The 12,020-nt window shown below is 65.0% G+C and carries 12 protein-coding genes; 5 read left to right on the forward strand and 7 right to left on the reverse strand.

Annotation, left to right across the window (positions count from 1 at the left end; genetic code table 11):
• Positions 1-18: 18 nt before the first annotated feature.
• Positions 19-915 carry a TolB family protein gene (locus CSC74_RS13350; protein ID WP_162314982.1) on the reverse strand — a complete coding sequence of 299 codons (897 nt, stop codon included), beginning with the start codon at positions 913-915 and terminating at the stop codon, positions 19-21.
• A 51-nt stretch (positions 916-966) separates the two neighbouring features.
• Between CSC74_RS13350 and aroE the strand changes: the two genes are divergently transcribed.
• The 4 genes from aroE (at position 967) to CSC74_RS13365 (ending at position 3,761) form a co-directional block, all read left to right on the forward strand.
• Entirely contained in the window at positions 967-1,815 is an 849-nt protein-coding gene (gene aroE, locus CSC74_RS13355) for a shikimate dehydrogenase (protein ID WP_162314983.1), read from the forward strand.
• 10 nt (positions 1,816-1,825) lie between these two features.
• Positions 1,826-2,173, forward strand: a complete 348-nt coding sequence (locus tag CSC74_RS13360) for a hypothetical protein (RefSeq protein ID WP_162314984.1) — start codon at positions 1,826-1,828, stop codon at positions 2,171-2,173.
• A gap of 78 nt (positions 2,174-2,251) precedes the next feature.
• Positions 2,252-2,824 carry a DUF6932 family protein gene (locus CSC74_RS17770; protein ID WP_425501465.1) on the forward strand — a complete coding sequence of 191 codons (573 nt, stop codon included), beginning with the start codon at positions 2,252-2,254 and terminating at the stop codon, positions 2,822-2,824.
• Between the two features lie 55 nt (positions 2,825-2,879).
• A complete protein-coding gene (locus CSC74_RS13365; RefSeq protein ID WP_162314985.1) occupies positions 2,880-3,761 on the forward strand; it encodes a hypothetical protein in 882 nt (293 codons plus the stop codon).
• 889 nt (positions 3,762-4,650) lie between these two features.
• On the opposite strand, the gene CSC74_RS13370 is transcribed toward CSC74_RS13365, so the two are convergent.
• From CSC74_RS13370 to CSC74_RS13395, 6 genes are all read right to left on the reverse strand, one after another.
• Positions 4,651-5,949: a DUF58 domain-containing protein gene (locus CSC74_RS13370; protein ID WP_162314986.1), complete on the reverse strand. Its 1,299-nt coding sequence runs from the start codon at positions 5,947-5,949 to the stop codon at positions 4,651-4,653.
• 115 nt (positions 5,950-6,064) lie between these two features.
• On the reverse strand, positions 6,065-7,060 hold the full coding sequence (locus tag CSC74_RS13375; protein ID WP_162314987.1) for an AAA family ATPase: 996 nt from the start codon (positions 7,058-7,060) through the stop codon (positions 6,065-6,067).
• Positions 7,057-8,241 carry a DUF4350 domain-containing protein gene (locus CSC74_RS13380; protein ID WP_162314988.1) on the reverse strand — a complete coding sequence of 395 codons (1,185 nt, stop codon included), beginning with the start codon at positions 8,239-8,241 and terminating at the stop codon, positions 7,057-7,059. Before CSC74_RS13380 ends, CSC74_RS13375 begins: the two co-directional genes overlap by 4 nt.
• Positions 8,238-9,761: a DUF4129 domain-containing protein gene (locus CSC74_RS13385; protein WP_162314989.1), complete on the reverse strand. Its 1,524-nt coding sequence runs from the start codon at positions 9,759-9,761 to the stop codon at positions 8,238-8,240. The genes CSC74_RS13380 and CSC74_RS13385 overlap by 4 nt, the downstream gene beginning before the upstream one ends.
• Positions 9,751-10,785, reverse strand: coding sequence for a stage II sporulation protein M (locus CSC74_RS13390; RefSeq protein WP_162314990.1), 1,035 nt, complete (start codon positions 10,783-10,785; stop codon positions 9,751-9,753). Before CSC74_RS13390 ends, CSC74_RS13385 begins: the two co-directional genes overlap by 11 nt.
• A 46-nt stretch (positions 10,786-10,831) precedes the next feature.
• Entirely contained in the window at positions 10,832-11,512 is a 681-nt protein-coding gene (locus tag CSC74_RS13395; protein WP_162314991.1) for an RDD family protein, read from the reverse strand.
• Between the two features lie 183 nt (positions 11,513-11,695).
• Between CSC74_RS13395 and CSC74_RS13400 the strand changes: the two genes are divergently transcribed.
• Positions 11,696-11,965 carry a YkgJ family cysteine cluster protein gene (locus CSC74_RS13400; RefSeq protein ID WP_162314992.1) on the forward strand — a complete coding sequence of 90 codons (270 nt, stop codon included), beginning with the start codon at positions 11,696-11,698 and terminating at the stop codon, positions 11,963-11,965.
• Positions 11,966-12,020: the final 55 nt, after the last annotated feature.

The raw sequence follows: 12,020 nt of genomic DNA on the forward strand, positions 1-12,020 counted from the left end.
AGCCGAGCAAGCTCGGCTCTACAACGGCAAACAACCTGGCTTGCCGTGGCTGGTCGGGGCCAGCGCGCGATAGATGTCGAGCTTGCCCGCCTTCGGCGATGGCGCCGAGCCGGTGACCAGCAGTTCATTCGGCCGGGAAACATCCTGCACCGGGCCCAGCGTGGAACCGTCGGCGGTGTTGAACGACAACGTCCATGGCGCAATATCGGTATAGGCCCTGCCGTCGCAATGCGCGACCTGCAGCTGGATCGGCTTGCTTTCCACATCGCCGGAACGCGCGAACACGATCGCCCTGCCACCGTCGATCCAGGCCGCGTCGAATTCGTCGATCCTGGAGTTCACGCCCGGCACCGGTTGCGGATCGACGAAGGCCTTGCCGTTCCAGCGCGCCACGAACAGGTCGTGCCCGCCGACGCTGCCGAATCCATCGCTCGCGAACAGCAGCTGGCGGCCATCGGCGCTGGGCGTCGGCGCCCATTCGTCGCCAGTACCATTGACGCCTGGGCCGAGGTTCTCCGGCGCGCCGAAACTCCCGTCGGCAAGAATCGCGGCGCGATAGAGATCGTCGCCGCCCTGCCCGCCCTCGCGGTTGGAAAAGAAGTACAGCCACTCGCCGTCGGCGCTGAGCAGCGGATCGAAATCGTTGGCCGCCGAATTGATCGGCAACGGTTGCGGGTCGCTCCAGCGCTTGTCCTGCAGGCGCGCCTGCCACAGGTCCCAGCCGCCGGCGCCACCGGTGCGATTGGTGCTGCCCCAGACGATGCGCTGGCCATCGGCGCTGACGCTGGCGCGGACTTCGGTGTCGCGCGTGGACACCACGCCCATGCCCTCGATGCCGAATTCGGCCAGCTGCGCCACGGCGGCGGCCGAGAGTAGACTGCAAGCCAGGGCGGCAATCGCGAACCTGCGTTTCATGGTTTTCATTCCCGCCTACGCATCCCTTCCCGACTGCCTTTATACCAAGCCATGACAAACCATCACTACGCTGTGTTCGGCCATCCGGTTTCGCACTCGCTGTCGCCGCGTATCCACGCCGCGTTCGGCCGCCAGACCGGGATAGGACTGGAGTACACCGCCATCGATGCCGCGCCGGAAGCGTTCGCGCCGGCGCTGGAGTCGTTCGCGGCCGGTGGCGGCAAGGGCGCCAACGTCACCCTGCCGCTGAAGGAAGCCGCTTTCGCCTTGTGCGCCACCACCAGCGAACGCGCGCGACGCGCCGGTTCGGTGAATACGCTGATCCGCAACGACGGCCAATGGCAGGGCGACAACACCGACGGCATCGGCCTGGTCCGCGACCTGACCGAACGCCTCGGCCTGGACCTGCGCGGACGCCGCGCCCTGCTGCTCGGCGCCGGCGGTTCGGCGCGCGGGGTGGCGCCGGCGTTGCTGGATGCGGGCGTTTCCGAATTGATGATCGCCAACCGCACTTCCGAACGCGCCGATGCGCTGGCTGATGCGCTGGGCGAACCGGCACGCGCGCATTCGCGTTACTGGGATGACCTGGTCAACGAGGGCGACTTCGCCCTGGTCGTCAACGCCACTTCGCTGGGGCGTGACGGCGGCAGCGAATTCCGCCTGCCCTTCCAGTTGTCCACGCCGCGCACGCTGGCGGTGGACCTCAACTACGGCGAAGCGGCGATCCCGTTCCTGGCCTGGGCGCGCACCGCCGGCTGCCGCGACGTGGTCGATGGCCTGGGCATGCTGGTGGAACAGGCCGCCGCGAGCTTCGAGTTGTGGCACGGCGTGCGCCCGGAGACGGCGCCGGTGTATGCGGCGTTGCGCGGCAAGGATGCGTCGCTGGTCACGGCCGACTGAGGAGCCATCGATGGACTCCTTCCTGATTCCTGCGCTGACCACGCTCGGTTATTCGTTCCCGGAACTGCTGGCCTGCGGCATCGCGTTGGCGATGCTGTGGACCGCAGCGCGACCGGGCAAGCCGCGGCAACTCGGTTTGATCGGCGCAGGGCTGATGCTGGCTTGCGCCGTGTTGCAGTTGGCGCTGGGGCTTTACCAGAGCTGGGTGATCCAGGCCGCGAATGCGGGTGCAGCGACGGAGATCAGCGTGATCTTCGCCCGACTCGGCATCGTGCGCATGCTGGTCAACTGTGTGTCGCTGACGGGGTTGGTGATGATTGTTTGGGGGTTGTGCGGGGCTACGCGGTCAGAAAAATAGTTCAAGTCCGACTTCTTCTCGGGGTAATGTCTTAGTTTCACGGTCTAAATCTAGTTAGGTGGCCAAGGGGAGACCATAGTGATTCCAAGCTTCAATCAATCGGGCGTCCTGCCCCCGTTTTTGCCTCAACCGGGACCAACCGTTTCGAGTGCAATGGCGCCTTACCCGACAGACCTACTGGAGATCGCACAAACCCTCTGCAACTCGACAGAACGTAGAGACATCTTGCTTGGACTCATTGACTACCGCGACAGCCTACGAGCTGCAGGGATAACGAACGGGTTCCAATGGATCGCTGGCAGTTTCCTTGAAGACTGTGAGAACCAGCGCCAACGCCCCCCGAAAGATATCGACATTGTGACCTTCGCCAGACGTCCAGCATCAGCTCAGTCGCAGCAAGACTGGGTAACGTTCTATGGTGCAAACCCCCATCTGTTTGATCAGAACATTACTCAATCTGACCATAAGTGCGACGCCTACTACGTCGACCTCCATTTACCGCCAGAAGCCATCGTGAGCAGGTCAAGGTTCTGGTTTGGCCTCTTCTCCCATCAACGAGACACGTACATCTGGAAGGGCTTGCTAGAATTGTCTCTTGCCTCAAACGACGACTCTGCGAGGCGATTTTTAGGAGGCGCTTATGCTCCGTAGACTTCGCCTAGATGCACTTAGAGCAGAGCTCGGGAGTGTTCGCGCTCAGGTTGAGATGTCGGACCAGTACGGCGATATTGTGGGTAGTGGTCAATTTCGCCGTCGCCTAGAACAGATTCAAGAAGAGCTTTCTGTTCTTGAGCTCCAAGACCCCACGAGAGCGTCGGTTGCTCTGTACTTCAGCGGGCGCCCTGTTCTTGGCACTCGCGGAATTGCCGCGGATTTCGCTGGGCGCTGCCTAGAGAACTACCAAGACCTCGTATCAAAGACATTTGCGCGGCGCGAGCTTGGCGCACTGGGTGAGCGCGGCCCAATTCCTCTCCGACAAAACACGGAAATGATGGTCACTGGTGTAACCCATGGCTCGTTTGGCTTCATCCTTGACGAGATGTCCGACCAAACATCAATTCTTGACACGCAACTCAAAGAAGTAGTTAAAGAAGTCTCCCTAACGCTTGAAAAATTCAGCGCTGACAGCGACTCGGAGTTCCTGGAGTTCGCCTCCGAGATTGACCAGAGGACAGTCATTTCCCTTAGGAATTTCTTCCAAGAAATGGACAACTCTTCGGCTACTGTTCGGATAGTTGAGGACATCCACGAGCTCAATCTGGATGGACCTGCCGTTCTAAGAGCGAGGCAGCGAGCTGAATCCTCAACCATCGAGGATGAGGCCACTGACATACAAGGCACGTCGATTCATGTGCTTCCTGAACACCGGACGTTTGAGTTCAGGACGCTCACCGGGGATGTGCTATTCGGCAAGGCTCATGCTGACGCAGTAGAGTCCTATCTCAGCGCGATCGCAATGCAAGTAAATGTTGCCAACTCGCGCATGACGGCGCACATGCAAGTACGTACAGTTCACGCGCTTAACCGCGAACCAAGAAGTACTTATCGGCTGCGCAATTTGTCAATTGAGGGCGGTTTGGCCACCTAACAATTCGTTTTAGCCGAGACCGCTTCGCGGCCTCGGCAACGGCATCAATGATTGCATCATTGCCGCGGTCCGGCTTAACTCAAGCGTTAGCCCGCGTAGGGCGGAACCGCCAAAGGCGATTCCGCCGCATGTATCGCGGCGTATTCGGCGGAAACGGCTACGCGGGTTCCGCCCAACGAGCTCTACCCAAGTTAAGTGACTTGATTCAACATCAGGCACCAGGAGATTTCTTGCGATGGACCACAAACCACCCTTCCTGCTTGCTGCCTTGGCAATCCTTATACTTTCGCCCTGTGTAGCTGCAGCTGCGGAAAACCCTGTAGAGCTTCAGGGACATTACCGCGTCAGAGGGGAGTGTGCCGAGCAACTTGAGGACGGAAGCTACAGAGATTGTGTTTCCTGGAACACGCTGACGCTTGTGCACCGTCCTGATGGCCGTTTCGACTACTCCCTCGACACGTCCACATTCGCCACTACCCAAGGCGGCTGCAGTTCGTCTGGAATTCTCTCCTTGGGCAGGAGTGGTCGGGATGAAATCCTCCACGGGACCGACGCACAAGATGCAATGTGTCGGATATCACTCAGGATTGCACCGAAGCGCATTGAGTTGATTGAGCCATCGCAAGATGAGCTGGGGTGCAAGTCAATCTGCGCCTACAATTCGTCGCTCTATACAGACCCATTCCTGCGCAGCAGCAAGCGCATAGCCCCGCACGATCCCTGAGAACACGTAGGGTGGGCCTTGGCCCACCATCGCCAAGTCTCAACCTGCGATGGCTGTCGAACGAAGTCGTGTTTCCAGATGCAATGACGCCATGACGAAAAGCGATGGGCTTAAGCCCACCCTACAAAAATTGTAGAGCGAAGAGCTCGCGGCTGGAAGCCGCTCCTACAACAACCCATCCCGTTTGACCGCCAGGTAACGCTCCACCAACGCCGCAGGCAATTCCTCGCTGGCGACATCCAGAACCATGACCCGGTGGCTGCGCAAGGCTTCGTGCGCAGCGGTGCGCTGTTCCAGGTAGCGCGCGACCGCGGCGGCGCGGATCGCGCCGGGCAGGTCGTGGACTTCCTCGTTGATCGCCTCGTCCAGCGCGCGCTCGCGCAGGCTGGCGACGCAGACCAGGTGCCGCTTCTGCAGCAGGCGCACCGCGGCCAGCAGATCCTCGATGTCCTCGTCGCGCACGTTGGTCACCAGCATCACCAGCGAACGCTTGCGCTGGCGCAGCGACAACTCCGTGGCCGCGGCCAGGTAGTCGGTCGCCACCGCCTGCGGCTGCAGGTCGTAGCTGGCGCGCAGCAGCGTGTCGATCGCGGCCATGCCGCGCTTGGGCGCGACCCAGCGCGACTCGCCGCCGCTGGCGAACAGGCCCACCGCATCGCCCTGGCGCAAGGCGAGGTAGGAAACGACCAGCGTCGCGTTCAACACATGGTCGAAATGGGCGATCTCGCCTTCCTGCGCCATCATCCGCCGGCCGGTATCGACCATCATCACCAGCTGCTGGTTCTTCTCGTCCTGGTACTCGCGCGAAATGAGTTTCCGCGAACGCGAGGTCGCCTTCCAGTCGATCTGACGCAGGCTGTCGCCGACGCGGTATTCGCGCATCTGGTTGAAATCGGTGCCCTCGCCGCGACGGCGCTTGAGGTGCGCGCCTACCAGGCGCGAGGCCTGTTCCGCGCTGAACAAGGCGAACTTGGTCAGCGGCGCGAAATTGGGATACACCCGCACCTGCTGCGGCGCGCCGGCGATGCGCGACTGGCGCCACAGGCGCAACGGCGAAGCCAGGCGCAACTGCACGCCTTCGAAGATCGCGTCGCCGCGCGCGACCGGGCGCAGGCGGTAGCTGAAGGTGGACGCGGTGGCCGGCGCCAGCTTCAGTCGCTGCGGCAAACCTTGCGCCGGCCATGCGCCTGGATGCAGGTCGAACACGTCGATGCGCTGGCGGGTCATCGATTCCACGCGCAGGGTGACGTCGCGTTCGATGCCCAGCGGCAGCGCTTCGGGGATTTCGCGGGTGACCTGCGGGGTTTCGCGGCGGCGCAGGAACAGAGCATCCAGTGTCGCAAGCAAGACAAGGCCGATGCCGGTCGATTGCCACGCAAGCATCGGCACATCTGCGAACAGCACCGCCAGGCCGGACAGGCCGAACAACACCAGCAATGCGATCAGTAGCGGTGCGGGTCTCACACAAGGACCGGCGTAGGAGCGACGTAAGTCGCGACTGAAAAGCCGGAAACTTCCCGACAGCGAGGCAAATCACAGTCGCGACTCACGTCGCTCCTACGTTGGATATTGCTCTGCTTCATTTCCGCGGCGCTTCCACCTTGGCCAGCAGCGCGTGCAGGGCATCGTCCGGCGACTGGCCCTCGATCTGCAATTCCGGGGACAGGGTGATGCGATGGCGCAGCGCCGGCTTGGCGATGTCGCGCACGTCGTCGGGGGTGACGAAGTCGCGGCCCTGCAGCACCGCCTGGGCACGGGCGGCGCGGACCAGGGCGATGCTGCCGCGCGGACCGGCGCCGAGCGAGATGCCCGGCCACTTGCGCGTGGCCGCCACTATCCGCACCGCGTAGTCGACCACCTGTTCGTCCACCGTCACCGCGGCGGTGCCTTGCTGCATGGCGACGATGTCGGCGGCGCCGAGCACGCGCCGCACCTGCGACAGGTCGAAGTCGCCGGCGCTGCGGCCGGTGGTGATCGCATCGACCATGCGCTTCTCGTCGGCCAGCGCCGGATAGTCGATGAGGATCTTCAGCAGGAAACGATCCAGCTGCGCCTCCGGCAGCGGATAGGTGCCTTCCTGGTCCACCGGGTTCTGCGTGGCCAGGGTCAGGAACGGCGGCGACAGCTCGAACGGCTTGCCCTCGATGGTGACCTGGCCTTCCTGCATCACTTCCAGCAGCGCCGACTGGGTCTTCGCCGGCGCGCGGTTGATTTCGTCGGCCAGCAACAGGTTGGTGAACACCGGGCCGCGGCGGATCTTGAAGCTCTCGGTCTTCGGGTCGTAGACCGCATGGCCGCTGACGTCGCTGGGCATCAGGTCGGAAGTGAACTGCACGCGCGCGTAGTTCAGTTCCAGTGCCTGCGCCAATGCACGCACCAGCAGGGTCTTGCCGAGCCCGGGCACGCCTTCGATCAGCACGTGGCCGCCGGCCAGCAGCGCGATCAGGATCTGGTCCAGTACCTCCGGCTGGCCGATGAAGGCCTTGGAAACTTCCTCGCGCACGGCAGCGGCGCGTTCGGCCAGCGCTTCGCCGGTGATGGGGGCGATCGAAACGGTTGCGGTTGCATCGTTCATAGACGGTTTCTCAGCTGGATCAAAGTGGAAATGCGGTGGCGGAACGCGGACTTGTCGTGCGAAGGCGGCGCCTGCAGGGCGATGCGCACCGCTTCGGCGGGAATGCCGAGGCGCTCGGCGATGGCGCCGACCTGCGGTTCGCCGCTCAAGGCAGCGGCAACCGGATCGCGACGGCGCAGGCGAGCCAGGAAGGAATTGCGTACCGACGCATACAGCAACGCGCGCCTGTTGTAACGGAACAGGTGTTCGCCGCTGGCGCGCACGTGTTCCAGCAACGAACGGCGCTCGCCCGCCGGCGCGGGCCGCAGCGGGCCGAAGCGTTGCATGCGCAGCCACAGCCAGGCCAGCAGGGCCAGCAGCAACGGCGCCCACACCGGCCAGCCACGCTGCAGGACCATGCGCCACAACGACGGCATCTGCGCGGCGTAGACCAGGTGCATGGTGCCGTGGCCGTAGTTGGGCGCCAGCAACTGCCGCGCCAGGGCGCGATGCGGGCCGTCGCGCAGGCCACCGGACCGCGGATCCTCGTCGGGAGCGAAAAGATCGCTTCGCCGGTTGCCGTTGTTGGTCAGGAAATCGAAATCCGCCAGCACGTCGACATGGCCTTCGCCATGGGCCAGGCGCGCGTACACGTAGGCTGCCTGCAGGTCGCCCCAGGCCAGTTCCGGTTCGACCTGGTCGAAGAAGAAGCGACGCCCTCGGCAGAATTCGATGTGTTGTTCTTCGTTCGGCACCTGCAGCGGCGCGCACTCCGGTGCATCGTCGGTCAGCAGTATGTGCAGCGCTTCCAGCAGCGGCACGCCGGTTTCCTGGTTGCGGCTGCCGGCCGGCGGCGTACGCAACAGCAAGTGGCCGCCGCCGGCCACCCATTCCAGCAATCGGCGCGAATCGACCGGGGTCATCGCCCGCGGGTCGTTGAGGATCAGCAGGGTGTCGCGTTTGCCCAACTGCGCCGTGGACAGGTTCAGGCGCTGGCGTGAGTCGACCTTGAGGCGATCGGCCTGCAAGGTCTTCTTCAGCGCGTAAAGGGGGTTGTGGCTGGCTTCGCCGCGCGGCGGCAGGGCGATTTCCTTTTCCACTTTCTCGTAGGCGTGCAGGAACCAGGCGACCCCTGCCGCGACCAGGCCCGCGCCCAGCAATACGATCAGGGCGATGCGCACGCTGCTGCCGAGGCGGCTCATGCGGCCCACCGGTAGCGCCGCTGCAGGGTGGACACCAGGTCGTCGAACTCTTCCGCCGCCGGCAACTGCTGCGCATAGGCCGCGTACTGCCAGGTCCGGACCATGCGCGCGAACAGGCTGCGGTCCTCGCCGTCGGGCATGCGCCGCGAGGCGCGCAGGCATTCGGATTCGGTCGCGCCCGGCACCAGGGCGACACCGGCGCGCTGGGCCATGGTTTCCACGCTGGCCCGGTACAGCAGCGCCAGCGCGTGACGCGGCCTGCCTTGCGACCACAACCTGCGCGCTTCGGTGGGAACGTCGTCGGGCAGGATTTCGGGGATCGCCAGCGCTTCGGTTTCCACCTCCGCGGGCAGCGGCTTGTGCCGGCGCAGCGAGCCGCGCATCCACGGCAGCCAGTAACGCATCGACAGCAGCAACAGCACCGCCAGGATCGCGACCACGAGCCACAGGCCCCATTCGGCGATGAAGGCGAAGAACGTGCCGATGCCGGACAGCCACGACAGGTCGGTCTTTCTGGGCTCCTTGGGCTTGGTCTTGTCGCGCTTTTCCCAGGTCGTCTGCTTGAGCTTGCCGTTGAGCAGCGGGTCCCGGTAAGCCCGGTCGACGGCCTTGCGGAAGGCCTGGTCGTCGACGAGCTGGTCGCCGAACACTTCTGCGGGCGTGGCCGCCGGCTCCGGTGGCGGATTCTTTTCCTGCGCCTGCGCCGGGAACTGGATCGTCGCGCCCAGCAATGCCAGCACCAGCGCGAACGAGGTTGCGGCCGCAGTCAGTCGCGAGCGCAAGCGGCGGAAGGCGATCTCCACGTCCCAGGCCTCGATCTGGGTGCGGCGGTTGAGATACAGGCCGAAGCCGGCGCCGACGAAGAACGGTTCGATGATCGAGGTGGCGATCCAGGCGAACAGGTTGCAGGCCAGCTGCACCCACCATGGCATCTGTTCGGTGATCAGCGACCAGCCGGCGCGCATGGTTTCCGGCAGCTCGTCGATCGGCAGGAACATCAGGATCGAGGCGATGCAGGCGAAGAACAGCGACGCCTCGAAATTGAGGCAGACCAGAGTCAGCAAGGCGGCATTGCCGTAGACCGCGCCGCCGAGCACCCGCCGGCGTTCGCGCAGACGCGTGCCGTGCACGCCCTCGAGCAGGTCGATCGGCAGGAACAGCGAACGCGCCGGACTGAGGCGTCGCCAGGTCAGGTAGTGCAGCAACGGTTTCCAGCCCCAGCGCAATTGCGCGGCCAGGGTCTCGCGCAGGGCCGGCGTCGCGCCGAAGGTGGCGCGCGAGATCACGAACAGCGGGATGCGGTCGAAGGCCGGCTTCAGCCACCACATCAGGAATCCGGCCAGCCACAGGCTGTCGATCCACCAGGTCGCGGCGTTGAGGACGACGAACACGGGCAGCGTGAGCAGGAGCCACGGCTTCCAGATCGCCGCCGCATGCCGGCGGACCAGGGCGGTGCCGAGCTCGACCGCTTCCCAGGCCGAACGCTCGCGCAGGTGCACGGTCATCTGCTCAAGACGCATCGGCGTCTCCGGGCCAGCTGGCTGCGGGCTGGTCATCTATGGGCCGGTTGCGCCCGCCGCGCCACAGCCACAGCAGCACCAGCGTCCACAGCACGCCCGACACGCTGAACTTGATCGCGGCCGGAATGGATTGGGTCGAGGACCAGAACGCCTCGATGAAAGCGGCGACCAGCAGCATGAAGGCCACGCCCAGGCACAATTTCGCGCCCTTGATCCCGGCGACCACCAGCGCGTCGACGCGTCGGCGCCGTCCCGGCGCGATCAGGTTGAGTCCCAGCTGCAGGCCGGCGCCGCCGGCAATCACTATCGCGGTCAACTCGAACGGCGCATGCCCGGCGACGAAGCGCCACAGCGGATCGCCGGAACCGATCTGCTGCAGGTGGCCGAAGGTCGCGCCGATGCTTATTCCATTCGCGATCAGCACCACCACCGAGCCCACGCAGAAGACCAGTCCGCTGGCGAAGGTCTTCAGGCCGATGCTGATGTTGTTCATGATGTAGTAGCCGAACATCTGCCAGTCGCTGCCGCTGTCGCGGCCCAGCTTGCTGTGTTCGGCGGCGGGATCGAAGCTGCGTTCGGCCTGCGCGATCTGCGCCGGGTCCATGATTCCGTGGATCAGTTCCGGATACCACTGCAGCAGCACGAACATGGTCGCCAGCGGGACCACGAACAAGGCGGCCGCGGCCCACATGGCGCCGGCTTCGCTGCGCACCAGGCGCGGGAAATCGGCGAGCAGGAATTCCACCGCGCGCTGCCAGCGCGGCGGCGGCGTGCGATAGAGCAGGTTGTGCCCGCGCTGCATCAGCATTTGCAGGCGCGCGGTGACCATCGGGCTGTAGCCGCGCTTGCGCGCCAGCGCCAGCTGCTGGCACAGGCGCCGGTAGCGCGCGGGGACGTCCTCGTCGCCGATCTCGCCGGTATTGCGTTCGGCGCCGGCCTTGCGCGCATCGCCACGGGTCTCCAGCCAGTGCTCGAAGGCCTGCCATTCGCGCTGGTAGCGGGCGACGAACTGCTCCTGCCTCATCCGCATCCCCCCGTAGAGCGGGGCGCGACGGCATCGTTCGAAAATTTCATCGCCGCCCCAGCAGCCAGTTGGCCATGCCGTACAGGCGCAGCACCCCGGCCTCGCCGCGCGCGCCGGTCAGCGGTTCGGCGAGATCGGCCACTTCCACCTGGCGCGCGGGCGTGAGCAGCGGCGCGCGTTCGGCGAAGGCGACTACCGCCCTCTGTTCGCCCGGCCGCAGCGCCAGGCTCGGCGCCAGCACCGCATTGATCGGCGCGGGTGCGTGCTCGCGTTCGCGCACGTCATGCACGACCAGGGTCCCGGCGACCAGGTCGCCCAGGCGGCGGCCGTAGGGATCGGCCAGGCTGGAGATCAGACCGGCGGCGTAACCGAACGGCAGCATGTCCACGGTGCGCAGCAGGTTGCGGGTGATCGAGGCGAGCCAGCCGACTGGCGCGCCGTCGCCGGCGACCACGCGCAGGGACATCGCCTTCTTGCCGGGCGTCTGTCCGTTCCAGACCGCCTCGAGCACGATCGGATAACCCCAGAACACCAGGAAGTAGGCGACCAGGTACAGGCCCATGCCGGCCGCGCCCAACAATCCCAGCATGGTGCCCAGCAACATCAGGATGCCGAGGCGGATGGCCAGGTCGATGACCCAGGCCACCGCGCGCGGCACCGGGCCGGCGGCGGGCAGGTGCAGGGCCACGCCTTCGGGCGTGATCACTTCGCGATAGGTGTCGAGCATCAGGCGCGCACCGCGCGCCGGCCGGTTCCCGTGCGGATCGAAGCAGGCGCCGCCAGCGGTTGCCGGCGTCCTGGCCGTGGGGCTTTGCTGCGCGGCATGCGCGATTCCTGTTCCATTATCCCTGTCGACACGACTTTAGCGGCGAAATCACGGCTTGCCCAGCGCGATTAGACTGTCGCGATCATGCAAACCCGAACCTTCGAGTGCCGCGCCCATTGCGCCGCCTGCTGCATCGCGCCGTCGATCAACTCGCCGATCCCCGGCATGCCGCAGGGAAAGCCGGCCGGGGTCGCCTGCGTGCAGCTCGACGAGCAATTGCGTTGCAGGCTGTTCGGCAAACCGGAACGGCCGGCGTTCTGCGTGTCGTTGCGGCCGTCGCTGGAGATGTGCGGGAATGATCGCGGCGAGGCGTCGGCCTACCTCACCAGACTGGAAATCGCGACCTCCCCGTAGGAGCGCCCCTTGGGCGCGATGCCTTCGCTTTGTAGATCCGAGCTTGCTCGGATGT

The sequence above is a fragment of the Pseudoxanthomonas yeongjuensis genome (assembly GCF_010093345.1).
Classification (GTDB): domain Bacteria; phylum Pseudomonadota; class Gammaproteobacteria; order Xanthomonadales; family Xanthomonadaceae; genus Pseudoxanthomonas_A; species Pseudoxanthomonas_A yeongjuensis.